General features: G+C 56.1%; 17 protein-coding genes. 8 read left to right on the top strand and 9 right to left on the bottom strand.

Annotation, left to right across the window (positions count from 1 at the left end; translation table 11 throughout):
- The first annotated feature begins 169 nt into the window (after positions 1 to 169).
- Together HZB34_01655 and HZB34_01650 are read left to right on the top strand one after the other, a co-directional pair.
- Positions 170 to 1,201, top strand: a complete 1,032-nt coding sequence (locus HZB34_01655; GenBank protein ID MBI5314659.1) for a zinc-binding dehydrogenase — start codon at positions 170 to 172, stop codon at positions 1,199 to 1,201.
- Between the two features lie 254 nt (positions 1,202 to 1,455).
- Positions 1,456 to 1,890, top strand: a complete 435-nt coding sequence (locus HZB34_01650; protein MBI5314658.1) for a CBS domain-containing protein — start codon at positions 1,456 to 1,458, stop codon at positions 1,888 to 1,890.
- 88 nt (positions 1,891 to 1,978) lie between these two features.
- Here the strand turns inward: HZB34_01650 and HZB34_01645 are convergent, their stop codons facing one another.
- The 3 genes from HZB34_01645 to HZB34_01635 all read right to left on the bottom strand — a co-directional run bounded on the left by HZB34_01645 (position 1,979) and on the right by HZB34_01635 (position 3,599).
- Entirely contained in the window at positions 1,979 to 2,491 is a 513-nt protein-coding gene (locus tag HZB34_01645) for a MogA/MoaB family molybdenum cofactor biosynthesis protein (protein ID MBI5314657.1), read from the bottom strand.
- Positions 2,492 to 2,693: 202 nt separating this feature from the next.
- On the bottom strand, positions 2,694 to 3,020 hold the full coding sequence (locus HZB34_01640; GenBank protein ID MBI5314656.1) for a (2Fe-2S) ferredoxin domain-containing protein: 327 nt from the start codon (positions 3,018 to 3,020) through the stop codon (positions 2,694 to 2,696).
- A gap of 135 nt (positions 3,021 to 3,155) precedes the next feature.
- On the bottom strand, positions 3,156 to 3,599 hold the full coding sequence (locus tag HZB34_01635; protein ID MBI5314655.1) for a gamma-glutamylcyclotransferase: 444 nt from the start codon (positions 3,597 to 3,599) through the stop codon (positions 3,156 to 3,158).
- 210 nt (positions 3,600 to 3,809) lie between these two features.
- Here HZB34_01635 and HZB34_01630 point away from each other — a divergent pair, with 210 nt between their 5' ends.
- Positions 3,810 to 4,271 carry a hypothetical protein gene (locus HZB34_01630; protein ID MBI5314654.1) on the top strand — a complete coding sequence of 154 codons (462 nt, stop codon included), beginning with the start codon at positions 3,810 to 3,812 and terminating at the stop codon, positions 4,269 to 4,271.
- A 97-nt stretch (positions 4,272 to 4,368) separates the two neighbouring features.
- Here HZB34_01630 and HZB34_01625 read toward each other — a convergent pair whose 3' ends face one another.
- Positions 4,369 to 4,698: a Rieske 2Fe-2S domain-containing protein gene (locus tag HZB34_01625; GenBank protein ID MBI5314653.1), complete on the bottom strand. Its 330-nt coding sequence runs from the start codon at positions 4,696 to 4,698 to the stop codon at positions 4,369 to 4,371.
- 158 nt (positions 4,699 to 4,856) lie between these two features.
- Here HZB34_01625 and HZB34_01620 point away from each other — a divergent pair, with 158 nt between their 5' ends.
- From HZB34_01620 to HZB34_01600, 5 genes are all read left to right on the top strand, one after another.
- Entirely contained in the window at positions 4,857 to 5,402 is a 546-nt protein-coding gene (locus HZB34_01620) for an HNH endonuclease (GenBank protein ID MBI5314652.1), read from the top strand.
- Positions 5,403 to 5,623: 221 nt separating this feature from the next.
- Positions 5,624 to 6,256 carry a bifunctional precorrin-2 dehydrogenase/sirohydrochlorin ferrochelatase gene (locus tag HZB34_01615; protein ID MBI5314651.1) on the top strand — a complete coding sequence of 211 codons (633 nt, stop codon included), beginning with the start codon at positions 5,624 to 5,626 and terminating at the stop codon, positions 6,254 to 6,256.
- 71 nt (positions 6,257 to 6,327) lie between these two features.
- Positions 6,328 to 6,636: an MTH1187 family thiamine-binding protein gene (locus tag HZB34_01610; protein MBI5314650.1), complete on the top strand. Its 309-nt coding sequence runs from the start codon at positions 6,328 to 6,330 to the stop codon at positions 6,634 to 6,636.
- Between the two features lie 381 nt (positions 6,637 to 7,017).
- Positions 7,018 to 9,939 carry a response regulator gene (locus HZB34_01605; protein ID MBI5314649.1) on the top strand — a complete coding sequence of 974 codons (2,922 nt, stop codon included), beginning with the start codon at positions 7,018 to 7,020 and terminating at the stop codon, positions 9,937 to 9,939.
- 19 nt (positions 9,940 to 9,958) lie between these two features.
- On the top strand, positions 9,959 to 11,368 hold the full coding sequence (locus HZB34_01600; GenBank protein ID MBI5314648.1) for an outer membrane protein transport protein: 1,410 nt from the start codon (positions 9,959 to 9,961) through the stop codon (positions 11,366 to 11,368).
- A 251-nt stretch (positions 11,369 to 11,619) separates the two neighbouring features.
- Here the strand turns inward: HZB34_01600 and alr are convergent, their stop codons facing one another.
- Genes alr through rpsB form a run of 5 tightly spaced genes read right to left on the bottom strand, consistent with a single transcriptional unit; the run spans position 11,620 to position 15,505 of the window.
- A complete protein-coding gene (gene alr / locus HZB34_01595; GenBank protein MBI5314647.1) occupies positions 11,620 to 12,777 on the bottom strand; it encodes an alanine racemase in 1,158 nt (385 codons plus the stop codon).
- Entirely contained in the window at positions 12,774 to 13,337 is a 564-nt protein-coding gene (frr, locus tag HZB34_01590) for a ribosome recycling factor (protein MBI5314646.1), read from the bottom strand. Before frr ends, alr begins: the two co-directional genes overlap by 4 nt.
- Before the next feature lie 18 nt (positions 13,338 to 13,355).
- Entirely contained in the window at positions 13,356 to 14,081 is a 726-nt protein-coding gene (locus HZB34_01585; GenBank protein MBI5314645.1) for a UMP kinase, read from the bottom strand.
- The gene (gene tsf / locus HZB34_01580) at positions 14,078 to 14,674 is read right to left on the bottom strand and encodes a translation elongation factor Ts (GenBank protein ID MBI5314644.1); all 597 of its coding nucleotides are present in this window, start codon (positions 14,672 to 14,674) and stop codon (positions 14,078 to 14,080) included. Before tsf ends, HZB34_01585 begins: the two co-directional genes overlap by 4 nt.
- A gap of 57 nt (positions 14,675 to 14,731) precedes the next feature.
- The gene (rpsB, locus tag HZB34_01575) at positions 14,732 to 15,505 is read right to left on the bottom strand and encodes a 30S ribosomal protein S2 (protein ID MBI5314643.1); all 774 of its coding nucleotides are present in this window, start codon (positions 15,503 to 15,505) and stop codon (positions 14,732 to 14,734) included.
- Between the last annotated feature and the right edge of the window lie 219 nt (positions 15,506 to 15,724).

Raw genomic sequence — 15,724 nt, 5'->3', positions numbered from 1 at the left:
TCCGGGGAAGTTAGGGAACCAGAAGGCCCTCGCTCGGGATAAAGCGCGTCTTGGCGCGCTGAGGGCTGGGTGGGTGAAGTATCCGCCGGGGTTGGGAGGGTGAGAAGGTTACCGTTTTGACCATCCTGCGGGAAAAACTAATGGCTGACTGCTGAAAGCTAGGAGATTTATGAAAGCTGTAATATTTCGTGAGCATGGGGGAACGCATAAGCTGTCCTATGAGGATTTTCCGGAGCCGATGATCGGTCCGGAAGATGTTCTTGTGCGGGTGAAGGCCTGCGCCTTGAACCATCTTGATATTTGGACCCGTGAGGGGAATCCGGCCTATCCCCTGGTCATGCCCCATATAGTAGGATCGGATGTGGCCGGGACCGTGGAGCAAATCGGTTCCCAGGTCGAAGGGTTCACAGCCGGTCAACGTGTCTGTGTCTCTCCCGGTCTCAGTTGCTGGCGCTGCAATGCCTGTCTCGCCGGGCGAGACAATTTCTGCCGTTCTTACGGACTGCTCGGCGCAGTGGTCCATGGCGGCTATGCCGAGTATGTCAAGGTGCCGTTCCGCAATCTGTTGCCGATTCCCGATCACATTTCATTTGAACAGGCCGCAGCCTTTCCTCTCGTGTCGGTGACCGCATCGCACATGCTGTTTGCTCTGGCAGGACTCCAACAGGGCGAAACAGTGTTGGTCATGGGAGCGGGGAGCGGCGTCGGGATGATGGCGGTTCAGATGGCCAAACTCGCCGGGGCCCATGTGATCACGACCGTTGGGTCTGAGGAAAAGGTTCCCAAGGCCAAGAACCTGGGGGCCGATGCTGTCATCAACCATTCGAAAGAAAAGGTTGCGGAGCGCGTAAAGGCGCTGACCGAGCGACATGGCGTCGACGTCGTGATCGAACATATCGGGCCGGATGTCTGGGACAGCTGCTTGGAGTCTCTGGCGAAGGGTGGACGGTTGATCACGTGCGGTGCGACGACCGGAGGAGACGTGAAACTCAATCTGCGCTATATGTACGCCCGCCAGCTGACGATCAAGGGGGCCTATATGGGCACGCGCGCGGAATTGGTGAAGGCTGCCGAGCTAGTGAGACAGGGTCGGCTGATCCCGGTGATTGACCGCACATTTCCACTTCAGGAAGCTCGCCAGGCGCAGGACTTGATGTTACAGCGGCAGTTCTTTGGCAAAATTGTACTGACGGTGGCATGATGTTGAAAACGGCTTCCAGCTTCGTTCTCAGTCGCCTGTCTCCCTGCGGCCTTGCCCGGGACGAGGCGCGTCCTTGTGCGAAGAGGCTGTCTTGGCAGCTTCAGGGTGGGTGGGTGAAGTATCCGCCGGGGTTGGGCGGGTGAAAAAGATTGACTGTTTTGAGCATCCTTGTTGGGCCATTATCCTAGAACCATGATGAATGCACGCCGGCGGATTGTTCTCATGTAATTTGTCAGGAATAGAAAGGGGAGAGTATGTCTACCATAGAAAAAATCATGAGAAAGCAGCCCAAGACTGTGGGCCCCACCGTATCGATTGTAAGCGCGGCCAAGAAAATGAAGGCGGCGCGGGTAGGCTCGTTGTTTGTGAAGAAGGGGAAGAAGCTGGTCGGGATCGTCACCGATACGGATATCGTCCGACGCGCTGTCTCAACCAATAAACCCCTTGGCAAGTTGACCGTCGAGAAGATTATGACGGCGCCCATCTGCACCATAGAGGGGAGTGAGTCGGTTGATGATGCTCAGGATATGATGGCTGACTTAGGCGTGCGCCATCTCGCGGTGACCAAAGCAGGGGAGATTGTAGGGGTGGTTTCCGTGCGGGATCTGTTGATGTTTTATAAATGGTATGCGCAATCGAAGATTCCGCCGGAGGCGCAGTATTCGGAACCGAAGATTATGCAGGACTAGGAAGACGTAAGGCGTGAAACGTAAGGCGTTAGGCGTGTGGACTATCTTCAAACACCGCCCCTCACGCCTTACCCCTTATGCCTAACGGTTACTTCGTCAGTTCTTTCACCAGGTGGCCGAGTTCCGGCAGAATCAGTTTTTCCATCGCCAGACGCACGGCGTTTTCTGAGCCGGGGGTAGAGAAGAGCACGCGGCCTTTAATGATGCCGGCGGTGGCGCGGCTCATGATGGCAGGGGAGCCGATGTCCTGGTAGGTCAAGTAGCGGAAGATCTCACCGAATCCCACCAGGCGCTTCTCCAACATCGCATCGACCGCTTCAAAGGTTGAATCCCGCTTCGAGATACCGGTGCCGCCGTTGATGATGATGGCCTGGATCTTCTTGTCGGTCAGGGCGGCTTTGACCTTGGCTTTGATCTTGGACGGTTCGTCTTTCACGAGATGATAGGCCACGACCGTATGGCCGGCATCTTTAAGCAGGTGCATGATGCGCTGGCCACTGCTGTCGGTTTCCTGCGTGCGGCTGTCGCTGCAGGTAATGACCATGCACCCGATGGAGCCGGGTGCATGGGATTTATGTTCGTGAGCTGTGTGGCTACCCATTTCGTGTCTCACAGGATGCTGAAAAAGGCCGCCAGCGTCGGTCTCGCCTCGAAAGCATCCTCAACGTAGCCCAGAGGCTACGCCTGCGGTGCTTCCATCGGCTGCGGCCTAGCCTGCGGAATGGCGAGTCTCGGCGCGCCAGGGCTGGGTGGGTGAGAAGGTTGACCTTTTTGATCATCCTTTTATTGAGCGGTTACGAGAGCTACTTCCACACTGCGTCCGGATTCAGCTTCGCAACCGGCTTTCCGCCTTTGATGTGTTCATCGATGATGGTGGCCACGTCGGCTTCTGTGACTTTCGAATACCAGGTGGCGTCCGGATAGACGACGACGGTCGGTCCCTGCTCGCAAGGGCCGAGGCAGGAGGAGCCGCTGACGAGGACTTCACCCGGCATCACGCCTTTCTGCATGAGCCCCATATTAAAGGCCATGAGGAGGGAGGCTGCTCCGGCGCTGCCGCAGGATGGCTTTGGATGGCCGGGAGGGCGAGAGTTAGTACAGACGACGATGTGGTGCTTTGGTTTTGGCATGAGATCTCCTACATGAAAAGAGCGAATGGCGCATAGCTAATGCGCCGATAGCAGGAAATTGGGTCTGAGTTCTGTAGTGAAGCCCCGACTCCAATCCCTCCATCAGCTATAGGCTATACGCCATATGCTCTGGGTTTACTGCGGCGCGTACGACTTCCATGTCTCGATGGCTTCTTCGGGCAACTTCCAATGTTTGAGGCCCTTCATGACCCAATCAAGGTAATGCGCTTTTGGTTTGAATTTTCCGATCGGTGTAGCGGCATAGGTTGTCACGAGCACTTTCTCGCCAGCTTCTGTCACGACAGTGACTTGGACCTGGCGAAAGGCGTTCGCTGGGACATCTTCCTCGAAGAGGTCCATTAGCTTGAGATCTTCGTCGGTTACCTCAAAGACTGCTCCCCAGACCTGTTCTCCCGGTGACGGAATGACGCTGGCGAGGCCGCAGCGCCACTGCGACGACCATCGGCAAAATTTGATCGTATGTTCGGGGAGGGCTGCCAGCATGAGGAACCGGTGTTCCGGCGCGCGACGTTTCAGTTGTGTGGGGTTGAGATGGTCCCCGTAGAGAAAGAATTTCATTGGTGAATTGTCGCTCTAGGAGAGCATGTCAGACGACTGGACGGATATTTGTAACATAACCGCTTTCGCGCGCACAAGCTTCGGCGGAGGGCACTCATCCGATTGTTCGAAGTCGTCATGAATTGACATCCTGCCGGCGCTCTTCCTAAGATGCGGCGCAATCATGCGCGGCTTCGATTCCTCCCATCGATTTCTAGTCATAGGATTTTCATGCCGCCGAATCATCCCTCAGGCCATCCGGCGCCTGTCTCTCCCACGATGGTGAAGCTTCTTCGCCTTGCGGCCCTGGCATTGCTCCTGTCTGGCGTATTCTACTATCTCTGGATGAAGCCTCCTTCGCTGAATCCTGTCGTAGAGGGTCGAGGCGCCGAGGCTCTTACGTTGGTGCAAAACCATCGGGCTCAGGGCTATCCCACAATTCTCGAGGCGTTGACGGAGCACGTGCGTTCCATGAGCGAACGTAATCGGGTCGCGCGGTTGGGCGAGTGGCGGGTGAAGCAAGTCGAGGGGGATCTGTACGAAATCCGTGTTCAACTGCGGGACCAAGGAACAACCGGTCAATGGTTCGAGCGGGAGTTCATCTGGCATGCCGATCTTGCATTGAAGAAGGTCAATGCCGCCTCCCTCGCGGCCGATGGAATTACACCCAAAGCGCCAGATCCTACGCCCTAGCAGACCGTTATTAGGTTTATTTGGTTTGTCTCGTTTGTTTGGTTAAACAAAACCAACTAAATGAACAAAACAAACCAGATGAACCAGACAGACTGGGTTAAGTGAAGTTCTCCGGTAGAGCCACCTGAATCTGATTCCCTTCAATTTGGACTATGCAGCAGGCGACGGTGATGTCGGGATTCTCCGGTCGTTGACCGGTTTGCACATTGAATCGCCATCCATGCCAGGGACATTGGACGACGCAACCGTCCAGCTGGCCTTCTCCGAGCGGTCCTCCTGCATGCGGGCAGGTGTTGTCGACGGCATAGAAGGATCCGTCGACGTTGAACAGCGCAATCCAGACTCCTTGGACTTCGACGACACGTCCGGTTCCCCGAGGGATTTCTTCAACTGTCGCGACGGTAAAAAAAACTGGCACGGAGCTGATCCTTCTTCTAAGCGGAACAACCGAGGGAAGAAGCACTTTCCAAAGACCGGCCTCTGGCTTGATTTCAACCAAAGCTTATGGCATAGAGAAGCTACGCGATTGAATACTATACCTAGGCCCTCTCACACAAGGAGCCTCGGTTGCGATGAGGTTGTTCTATGGAAATGACCCTTCTGCTCAACGCGACGTACGAACCCCTGAGGGTCGTCAATTGGCAAAAGGCGATTGCGCTTCTTTGGCAGGGTAAGGTTGAAGTCCTCGAAGTCTACGACCGAGAAGTCCACGCGGTATCGATATCCTTTAAACTTCCTTCAGTCATGCGGCTCCTCAAACTGGTGAGGCTCAAGGATGCCCACCGGGCGGTGAAATTTTCACGCATCAATATCTTTACGCGAGATGGCTATGCCTGCCAGTACTGCCGTCACAAGTTCCGGACCGAGGAACTGACGTTCGATCACGTCGTTCCGATCGCCAAGGGAGGGCGAAAGACCTGGGAAAATATCGTGACCGCCTGTTGGCGTTGCAACAACAAGAAGAGCGGTCGCACGCCGGAGGAAGCCGGGATGCGGCTCTTGAAGAAGCCGGTGAAGCCGCGCTGGAATCCTATTGTGACCATTACCATCGGGATTCGAAATACCCCGGACAGCTGGCGTGACTATTTCTATTGGAACATGGAATTGGACGCCGACCCCGCCGACACGTAGATCTGAATGTTGAATGGTCAATGGTGAATGTTCAGTCTTATTCTCCCATCTCTTTCAGATTGTATCCCCGCCCGTCATTGACCATTAAGCATTGACCGTTCAACAGTTATTTCTGCCCAGCCCCATCTCATCTCCTCCGTAGGCATTCACCATCGACCATTGACCATTCCTTCACAGGGTGTTGTATGATACGTCCCATTATCGAATGAGGAGGAACCGTTATGGCTGCAAATCCTGGCTTTCCATTGTCTCTCGACGTGAGAGGCTACCCGGTGCTCGTGCTCGGGGGGGACGAAGAAGCAGCGGAAAAGACCCAGCGTTTGTTGGAGGCAGGGGCGAAGGTGACCGTGGTGGCGCCGGTGTTACATGACAGGCTGAAAGAATTAGCCGCGTCGGCAAAAGTTCTGCACCGTGGGCGCCACTTTCGCGATAGCGACCTCGACAGTGCGATTCTCGTGTTGAATATGGTTCGTGGGGACCGGGATTTTTCTCGCGCACTATTTGGGAAGGCACGGGAGAAGAAGGTTCTCTTGTGGTCGGTTGATCAGCCTGAGGCGTCGACGGTCACAATGCCGGCAGTGGTAGCCTGCGGCCACTTGCGTGTGGCCATCAGTACGAGCGGGGTCGCCCCGGCTTTGTCAGGCTTTATGAAGGAGGATTTTGAGAAGATCTTCGGTGAGGAGTTTGCTGCATTTGTGGATTGGCTCGGCCAGCTCCGGGAGCATGCAAAGGCGACTGAGCCGGATTTCGAAAAGCGCCGGGAATTGTTGCGCGAGGCTTTGGATGGGTTTCGCCTGCTGGGCAAGGTCCAGTACCCGAAGGTCTGGCTGGATGAGCGGGCTGTCAAGACGTGAGGCGTAAGGCGTGAGGGGTCAGGGGGAGGGCGTATGCGGTGAGGCGTGAGGGGATAGAGAAAGGAGTCGCGATGGTCTTATTAGAATTCAGCATGTCGCCGTTGGGAAGGGGCGAGAGTGTCGGCAAATATGTTGCGCGCTCGCTCGATATTATCGATAAGAGTGGTGTGGACTACCGGTTGAACCCGATGGGGACGGTGCTTGAAGGGGAGTGGGATGAGGTGTTTTCGGTCGTCAAGAAGTGTTATGAGCGGATGAAGAAAGATTGCGGTCGTATTTCCTGCACGATCAAAGTCGACTACCGCCAGGGTCATGCGGGGCGTTTACAGAGCAAGGTCGCGAGCATCGAGAAGAAACTCAAGCGACCGGTCAAGCGCTAACTGTATTGCCATCTTCCCACCATGGGCCCTCCGTTGGGGCTCTTCTTTGAACCCTACCATCTATAGGTAACTGACGTCCTGTTTGCGGGCGCCTATCCTCGCTTGTGAAGCATAGGGACAACAACGGGGCAGGCATTGCCTTAGATGGCGAAGCCGCCATTGAGCGGGGAGCATCGCTTAGTATGGTTTGATATAGAAATAGATTGTGTTCCTATTTACAAAGACAGGGTACCTATGTATACTTCGCGCCCTCATGAGGTTGCGCGCTCTTTCGATTCAGCTGAGTCTCGGGATTGTTTGTGCGGAAGCGGCGGTGATGACAAAGGGACAGATGTTGGAGGCGTTGCAGGTCAAAGGGTTGGTACAAACAAAGAGCAGTATATGAAGAGCAGCATCGCGGACGAACTCAACATTGCCGCACGATCCGGCCAGGAGCTGTTTTCGAAGGATCGCTCGATCCTTGAACGGGAAGTGATGGAATTTCGCCCCTTCGGATTGGACGAGCAGGGACAGACAATCAGAGACATGAGCGGGATGAGTATTCGAGCGGTCGTCGTCTACCTCGAGAGCTCACAGGCTCGTGAGCGGGGGGCCTCAGCCGGGACTCAGGCCGTGGAAGATCTGTGCCACCTGTTGAATCAACGGATCAAAGATCCGGTCTATCACGTGACGCCGGAATTTCTGAAAAATGCGTGGAACAGCTACTCCTATGAGTTCACGGTCTATCTGTACGAGTTCTGTGAACGCATGTCCGGCGATCCTCAGTTTCTGTATCGGGGTGGAATGGAGAAGGCGTCTTCAATCATGCAGGTCCTTGCCAGACCATTTTCACTCTCTCAAATCTACGGCATGTTTCCCTATTTCGGAAACAAGTTCGCGTCCGGTTCGATTGAATTCCGAGTAGTCCACGTCACGTCGACTTCCGCCACCTTGGCCTTGAAGTTTTCCGAACGCACGCTTCGTCAGTTTGGTCCCTATCGAAGACGGTGCGCGCAGATGGTGTGTCAGGCTGCCCAAGGCATTATGGCGGCGGTACCGGTTCGAGTCCACGGCCTGGCGCCAGCCACGCTGACGGAAATGTCCTGCATCGCGCATGACGACGAGTGGTGCCAGTGGTCCATCCGATGGCAGCCGGAAGGGCAGGCGACCTGGCGTTCCAAGGCTTGGCACATGATGGCAGGATCGGTTCGAGCGTCCGTCTCCCGTTTGCGCGATCTGAAATGCGCGGCTTCGTTCAACCGGAGGGCCGGCAATCGAGCGGCGACGATGGCGCCAATCGATCCGGTCGCCACGGTTGCACCGTCGCAGTGGTATGTCACCTGGTCGGTCTGCGGGCTGTTAGCCGGCCTCGCTCTCGCCGTGGGGCTTCGTCTGATCAATCCATCGGCCGGCTTGAGCGAAGCCGTTCTGCTCGGGTTGATACCCGTGCTTGGCGCGAGGATGCTGATCAATTGGCATCTACGCTTGGAAAGCCGGCAACGCGAGTCGCTGATTCAGGAACAGATCAGGTCCGTGGAATCACGGCATGAAGAACTGCGTGAAGCGTATTTGGAGCAGGAACAAACACGCGTCGAGCTGCGTCGAAAGGTGCTGCAGCTGACGGCCCTGCATCAAGCCGGATTACTCTTTAGCTCGACGTTGGATCGAGAGGCACTGATGCAGAAGGTATTGGAAACGTTGACCGGCGATCTGCAGTACGATCGGGCAATGGTTTCATTCTACGATCCGATCCGTCGCGTTGTCATGGATGCGCGGGTGCTGGGCGTCTCCCCTGAAATCCAGGCGTTTGCTCGGGCTCGCGAAATCCCTGTCACCGATCCCACGAGCCCAGAGGGTGTCGTGCTGCTCCAAGGCCAGCCGTTGCTGGTTGGAGATGTACAGTCGGTGTGGGATCGCATCCATCCGTTGAATCGACAGTTCGCTCTCCTGACGCAGACCAAGTCCTGGATTTCCGTTCCGTTGAAAGTCAAAGACCGGATTCTGGGAAGCCTGACAGTTGATCGGATACGGGCACATAGTCTGACGCAGGACGATCTTGAGCTAATGATGACGGTGGCCCATCAAGTTGCCATTGCGCTGGATAACGCCTCCGCATACGAACAGATTGAAGACCTGAACGTCGGGCTCGAAGTCAAAGTGCGCGAACGCACGGCTGAGTTGGAGCAGGCAGATCGTTTGCGGTCTCAATTCCTCTCGCATGTCTCACATGAACTCAAGACGCCGTTGACCTCGATCAAAGGATTCTTGCAGAACCTGCTGGATGGATTGACGGGGCCGCTCAATGAGAAGCAGCAGCGGTATTTGTCACGGATGTTGGAGAATTCAGACCGGTTGATTCGTATGATCGACGCCTTGTTGGATCGTACGACGATTCAATCCGGGAGGTTAGATCTCGTTCCTGTCGAGATCGATCTGGGGGCGTGCGTAGCGGAGGCTGTCGAGCAATTGCGTTTGTTGGCCCAGGCCAAACAGCAGACATTGGAGGCGGTCGTGTCTTCTGTCCAGCTGATGGTCTGGGCAGATCGCGATCGACTGATTCAGATCGTCACGAACTTGCTCCAGAATGCGGTGAAGTTTACTCCGGAAGGCGGGCGCATCCTGGTGACGGTGAGGAAGGAGAATCAGACGCTGGCCGGGGTCTCCGTGCATGATACGGGGCCTGGCATTCCTCCAGAGTTCCTTGATCAGATATTCGATCCATTCTTTCGCGTCAAGCAGGCCAGGACCGGAACGAAAGGACTGGGCTTGGGTCTATCGATCGTGCGGACGTTGGTGGAGTTACAGGGTGGCACAATCACCGCGCGGAGCGAACTGGGACAGGGCGCGGAACTGTCTTTCACGATTCCGTTACTTCCCACAATGGCAGTGCCACGCAGCGATGTATCGACTGAAGCGCCTTGCATCCTGGTTGTCGAGGATGATCCGGATATTCGGCAACTCTTACAAGATCGTTTCCGAGCCATGGGGTATCGAGCCCAGTTGGTGGCCGATGGAGTCCGAGCGGTGGAGGTCATGAGGGCTGAGAGGTTCGGGGGCATGATTCTGGACATTGGGATTCCCTCTATGGACGGGATGGAAGTGTTGCGGGAAATTCGAAAATGGGATCAGCAGATCCCGATTGTGGTCGTCACGGCGTCCGGTTCCAAGGAATCGGCGGTGCGTGCGATCGGTATGGGTGCGCAGGCCTATATGCTGAAGCCTTTTGATGTCGACGAGCTGCAGCGGGTTGTGAATTATTGGTTTCACCCTCTTGAGCGGCCGTCATCGGAGTTGGTAGGAAATCGAGTCTATCCTGCTACGTGAGATAGAGGGGCCCAAGGCTATGAGAGTCTGGGACCGATGTTGCTGCAGGGCCGGATTGGTTCTTTGGATCCGGGTAGCGTGGATCTGTCAGATAGGCCTGTGGTTGGGTTGCGTGTCTGGGATCGCCTCGGCACAAGTACCTCGTATTCAAGGGCAGGGAGCTGCCGCGTCCGCAATGGGCAATGCCTTTGCCGCCCAAGCCGACGATCCCTCGGCACTGCACTACAACCCGGCAGGCATGACTCAGTTACGGGGGCTTCAGTTCATGGGGGGCGGGCTGATTTCCGGCGGGTCAACAGACTTCACCAGTCCTACGGGAGTCACGGCAAGGGGCGATCGAAACGGAACGGTGGCCTGGCCTCCTCCCGTGCATGCATACGTCACAGCGAATTTGCAGAGTCTGGGGCTGACAGCCTTAGGTGACTTATCTGTCGGAATCGGCCTGACTGTGCCTTTCGGCTCGCTCACTCGTTGGCCAAGCGATGGGCCGTTCAAGACAGCCACAACTTTCAGCGCATTGCCGCTGCTGGATATCAAACCGACCGTTGCCTACAAGGTGACGGAGAATGTTTCTCTGGGACTGGGAGCTGATATCTATGCATTCAGTGGACTCGCTGGCGAAGGCCATGTCGAGCGACAATCGGTCTGGCCAGGAGGGCTCGGAATTCCAGCGGGATCGAGGGTAGAGCTCTACGGCAAGGACACCGCGGCTGGCTTCAATGCCAGCTTACTCTATACGGCACTGCGTAATGCAGATGGGAAGCCACTGGCAAACATCGGTATCGTCTATCGCAGTCAAGCGACTCTCCATCTGACCGGCGCGTTATTGGCCAATGGAGCCAGCGTGTCGGATGCCAAAGCCACCTTGGTTCTACCGCAGATCATCACAGGAGCGATTGCGATTTGGCCGGTTCGGACGAGTGAGCAGGAATGGAAAGTAGAGATGGACGTGGATTACGTGGGGTGGAAGTCCGTGAGTAATCTCGATGTGACCTTGGGGAACGGTGCAACCATCGCACAGCCGCAGAATTGGCGTAGCACCTATGCGGTGATGTTTGGAACCGAATATAAGTGGCTGGCGCTTGAGTCGCTTCCGCACTGGGTCGTAGCCTTGCGGGCCGGCTACACCAATCAGCAGAATCAGATGCCCGATTTCAGCTATGACCCAGGGATTCCTTCTGCGGACCTCCACGTTGTCGGGGGAGGGGTTGGACTATTGTGCAAGGAGCAGGGATCGTTTCTTGGCCTGATGCGCTGCGGAGATTTCGGCGTGGGCTGGCTCACGCCAAGATCAGTTGGAGTTGATCTCTCGTTTCAAGCCGGACTGTACGAGGACCGTACAGTCACCGGCAATCGCAATCCGACCGTCGACGGGATATACAGGACGACACTGTATAACGGCAGTGTGTCGATTCGAATGGTGTATTAGCAGGATGCTGAAAAAATCCGCCAGCAGCGTTCTCGGCTCATCAAAATCCTCAACGGGGACCCAGCCGCCTCACCACTCGGCGGCGCGCACAGACGTGGTGCTCCTTATTCGTCGCACCGTGCGCCCCTGAGGGTACGCCTCCGGTTTTAATTCGCCTGCGGCCTTGCCAGGGACAAGGCGCGTCTCGGCGCGCTAGGGTTGAGCGGGTGAGAAGACTGGCCTTTTTGAACATCCTGCGAGTTACAGTGAGGCTATTCGTGGTCCCGCTCCTCCCGCGCAGCGGATTGATAAATCCGTGGCACACGAGGGCCTATCCCGCAGAGGACCTCATAGGGGATCGTGTCCATCCAGCCAGAAACTTCATCAGCCCGGATCGATTCTCCTCCCTGTCGCCCGATCAGCGTGACGATCTCACCTACTCGCACCGGTCCAAGGTCGGTGACATCGATCATGATCATATCCATGCAGACCAGACCGATGATCGGGGCCCGGCGTCCCTGAATCAAAACCGATGCGCGATGGGAGAGCCGTCGGCTATAGCCGTCGGCATAGCCGATCGGCAGCACCGCGATACGTGTCGGTCGCTCGGCAACGAATGTTCTGTTGTAGCTGACGGTTCCTCCCCGGGGAATGCCTCGGAGCTGGACGATTGTGCTCTGGAGTGAGAGGACTGGTTTGAGATCAGGAGCCGGAATAGAAGGCGGCAGGGTATGGTATCCGTAGAGCATGATGCCGGGGCGCACGAGAGAGAAGTGGGCATCGGGAAACCTGACGATTGCCGCGCTGTTGGCCGTATGCAGCAACGGAATCGTGAGACCATGTTGTTGGATCTGCTTCAACATGGAGCGGAATAGGTTAAGTTGTCGTTCTGTGAAGGCGCTGTCCGTGCCGTCTGCGTCGGCGAGGTGGGTCATCAGTCCCTCGATATGAAGAGGGCCTCGAAGGATTGGGTCGTCGAGGAGAGCGAGCAGCTCTTCCGGAGAAAATCCCAGCCGTCCCATCCCGGTTTCGACCTTGAGGTGAATGGGGTAGGGAGCCGGCTGCGAATGGGCGGCCTTGGCCAAGCGGGGAAGAATAAGCCTATCGCTGACGACCGGAGTCAACCGGTACGCGACCAGGTCTCGTACCTGTTCTTCAAGGAGCGCTCCCAGAACGACGATAGAGGCTGAGAGTCCGGCATGGCGGAGTGCGATCCCCTCGTCGAGCGAGGCGACGGCAAACCGTCCAACGCCTTGGCTGGAGAGTGCTTGAGCAGTCTCCACCGCTCCATGCCCGTACGCATTGGCCTTGACGACCGCCATCACTTCGCAGCTTGGTGACAGGTAGCGCTTGATCTGGGAGAGATTATGGGCCAGGGCCGCGAGATCGATGGTGGCGTAGGTGGGCAGCAAGGTAGAAATCGAGGTCACACTTCCATGATTTCCAGGTCTTTTTTCTTCACGACTTCGTCGATCTTCTGAACATACTGGTCTGTGAGTTTCTGGGTGTCGGCTTCAGCCTTTCGCAGCTCGTCTTCGGTTAACTTCCCATCCTTTTGCAATTTCTTCAACTCTTCGTTGGCATCCCGACGAAACCCGCGCACGACCACCTTTGTATCTTCACCGTGCTTTTTGCAGATCTTGCTCAGATCCTTTCGGCGTTCTTCCGTGAGCGGCGGGAGCGGGATGCGGATGATTTTGCCGTCGTTGGACGGTGTGACGCCGAGGCCCGATCCTGCCAGAGATTTCTCGATTTCCTTGATCAGGCCCGGTTCCCACGGCTGGATCGTAATGAGGCGGGCCTCCGGGGTCGAAATATTGGCCACCTGTTTCAGCGGGGTCATCGTGCCGTAATAATCGACCCGCACACCGTCAAGAAGGGCAACCGAGGCTCGCCCTGTCCGTAGGCCGGCCAAGTCTCGTTTGAGATGCTCCAGTGCGGACTCCATCTTTTCCGTAACCTTTTGGCGTATGGTTGTAGGGTTCGACATGAGAGACTCCCCAGACAGTTAGCGGCGATCGGGGGTGACAAGGGTGCCGATCGCTTCGCCGGTGGCCACGCGCTTGAAATTGCCCTGTTCCTTCAGGTTGAACACGATCAGTGGAAGATTATTATCCATGCAGAGACTGATGGCCGTGGCATCCATCACTTTCAAATTCTGATTCAAGATCGAGAGAAAGGAGATCGTGTGATACTTCTTGGCAGAGGGGTTCTTCACCGGGTCGGCGTCGTAAATACCGTCGACTTTGGTCCCTTTCACGATGACCTGGGCGCCGATCTCCATCGCCCTGAGCGCTGCGGCAGTATCGGTTGAGAAGTAGGGATTTCCGGTCCCGCCTGCAAAAATGACCACGCGCTTTTTCTCAAGGTGGCGAATGGCTCGTCGACGGATGTACCCCTCCGCCAGCTGCCGCATTTCGATCGCCGATTGCACCCTCGTGATAATGCCGGCGCGCTCAAGCGCGTTTTGCAGAGCCAAGGCATTGAGTACTGTCGCAAGCATCCCCATGTAGTCGGCGGAGGCTCGTTCCATGCCGGAGGCGCTGGCGGCAATGCCGCGGAAGATATTGCCGCCGCCGATGACCACGGCGACTTCGATATCAAGAGCCACGACGGAAGCGATTTCAGAGGCGAGGCCCTCAAGGATGGATGGTTGGATACCGTAGCCCTGCTCACCGGCTAACATCTCTCCGCTCACTTTGAGGAGGATGCGCCGATAGTTGGCAGGGCTCATGCTTCGCCTAATTGATACCGTGTGAAGCGACGGATGTTCATGTTCTCGCCGATGATGGCGATCTTCTGTGCAAGGAGATCCTTAATTGTGACCGCTGGGTCCTTGATGAAGAATTGCTCGATCAGGCAGGATTCCTGGTAGAACTTCTCTAACTTGCCCTCTACGATCTTCGGCCATGCGGCGGGGGGCTTGAGCATGGCTTGGGCCTGACCCTCATAAATCGATCGTTCTTTTTCGATGACCGAGGCGGGAATATCCTCCCTCCTGACATAGGAGGGCTTCCCGGCAGCCACCTGGAGAGCCAGGTCGTTGACGAACGACTTAAAGGCCTCGTTTCTGGCGACAAAGTCGGTCTCACAGTTGACTTCGATGAGCACGCCGATTTTTCCACCCATGTGGATATAGGCGTGTATGAGTCCTTGGTTGGTTTCGCGACCGGATTTTTTGAGCGCCGCGGCCAAGCCTTTTTGGCGCAGGAAATCGACGGCTTTCTCAATATCGTCGTTGTTCTCAGTGAGCGCCTTCTGGCAATCGAGGATGCCGGCGCCCGTTCTTTCTCTTAATTCTTTGACCAGCTGACTTGATCCAGCCATACGCGACAGTCCTTCTCCGTAAACAGTGGAAGCAATCGTTGATACATGTGCCCGGCGTTATGAAACCGGTGCGCTCGCGAAGCTGACGGGTGCGGCCTTGTCTCCTACAGCCGGTACTGGCTTGAATTCTGCTTCTTCACGTTGCGCCCGCAAGTGGGCGCCTTCAATGCAGGCGTCCGCAATGCGCGACGTGATGAGCTTGATGGAACGGATGGCGTCGTCGTTTCCAGGAATCGGATAGGTGATGTGATCCGGTTCGCAATTTGAGTCCAGGATTGCGATCACGGGGATCTCCAGCCGACCCGCTTCCTGTACGGCGATATGCTCTATGCGTGTGTCGAGTACGAATACGGCTCCCGGCACACCTCTCATATCCTTGATGCCGCTGAGATACTTTTGAAGCTTTACGATTTCCTTCTGCATCTTCAAGACTTCTTTTTTCTTCAGCCCGTAGTGGCTGGGATCCGCCAGCTTGGCCTCCAGCTTTTTCATTTTATCGATACTTTTCCGGATGGTCTGAAAGTTCGTCAGCATCCCGCCGAGCCAGCGTTGGTTGACGAAGAACATATTGGCGCGTAAGGCTTCTTCCTGAAGGATTTCAGCAGCCTGCCGTTTTGTGCCGACAAACAGGACCGATTGGCCTGAAGCCACGGTGTCACGGACGAAGGCATAGGCTTGCTCCATTCGAGCCAGTGTTTGTTGAAGATCGATGATATAGATACCGTTGCGCTCTCCAAAGAGGAACTTTTTCATCTTCGGGTTCCATCGGTTCGTTTGATGTCCAAAATGGACACCGGCTTCCAACAATTCCTTGATCGAAACCACTCCCATGCCTTCACCTCCTCTCAAGACTTGCAGAGCGCCTGTTGTCACAGGCGAGGGGTTGCCCCCTTATTCTCAAGTCGAGCGACGTCCGTGACGTCGATATGAATTTTATGCTGTTCCTCCCCGCACGAAATTGTACGAGGAGAAGGTCATCTCCCGAACGCTATAACCGTGGCACGCTAGCATGGTCACGGTCAGTTTGGCAAGGCCAGGCCATCTCCTTCG

It is taken from the genome of Nitrospirota bacterium (genome assembly GCA_016219645.1).
Taxonomy (GTDB): Bacteria; Nitrospirota; Nitrospiria; order Nitrospirales; family Nitrospiraceae; genus Palsa-1315.
This window is presented reverse-complemented; position numbering and strand designations above follow the sequence as displayed.

Excerpts from the sequence above, each read along its gene's own strand:
- HZB34_01655 (MBI5314659.1), top strand. The coding sequence starts at position 170 with ATGAAAGCTGTAATATTTCGTGAGCATGGGGGAACGCATAAGCTGTCC.
- HZB34_01650 (MBI5314658.1), top strand. The coding sequence starts at position 1,456 with ATGTCTACCATAGAAAAAATCATGAGAAAGCAGCCCAAGACTGTGGGC.
- HZB34_01645 (MBI5314657.1), bottom strand. The coding sequence starts at position 2,491 with ATGGGTAGCCACACAGCTCACGAACATAAATCCCATGCACCCGGCTCC.
- HZB34_01640 (MBI5314656.1), bottom strand. The coding sequence starts at position 3,020 with ATGCCAAAACCAAAGCACCACATCGTCGTCTGTACTAACTCTCGCCCT.
- HZB34_01635 (MBI5314655.1), bottom strand. The coding sequence starts at position 3,599 with ATGAAATTCTTTCTCTACGGGGACCATCTCAACCCCACACAACTGAAA.
- HZB34_01630 (MBI5314654.1), top strand. The coding sequence starts at position 3,810 with ATGCCGCCGAATCATCCCTCAGGCCATCCGGCGCCTGTCTCTCCCACG.
- HZB34_01620 (MBI5314652.1), top strand. The coding sequence starts at position 4,857 with ATGGAAATGACCCTTCTGCTCAACGCGACGTACGAACCCCTGAGGGTC.
- HZB34_01615 (MBI5314651.1), top strand. The coding sequence starts at position 5,624 with ATGGCTGCAAATCCTGGCTTTCCATTGTCTCTCGACGTGAGAGGCTAC.
- HZB34_01610 (MBI5314650.1), top strand. The coding sequence starts at position 6,328 with ATGGTCTTATTAGAATTCAGCATGTCGCCGTTGGGAAGGGGCGAGAGT.
- HZB34_01605 (MBI5314649.1), top strand. The coding sequence starts at position 7,018 with ATGAAGAGCAGCATCGCGGACGAACTCAACATTGCCGCACGATCCGGC.
- HZB34_01600 (MBI5314648.1), top strand. The coding sequence starts at position 9,959 with ATGAGAGTCTGGGACCGATGTTGCTGCAGGGCCGGATTGGTTCTTTGG.
- frr (MBI5314646.1), bottom strand. The coding sequence starts at position 13,337 with ATGTCGAACCCTACAACCATACGCCAAAAGGTTACGGAAAAGATGGAG.
- HZB34_01585 (MBI5314645.1), bottom strand. The coding sequence starts at position 14,081 with ATGAGCCCTGCCAACTATCGGCGCATCCTCCTCAAAGTGAGCGGAGAG.
- tsf (MBI5314644.1), bottom strand. The coding sequence starts at position 14,674 with ATGGCTGGATCAAGTCAGCTGGTCAAAGAATTAAGAGAAAGAACGGGC.
- rpsB (MBI5314643.1), bottom strand. The coding sequence starts at position 15,505 with ATGGGAGTGGTTTCGATCAAGGAATTGTTGGAAGCCGGTGTCCATTTT.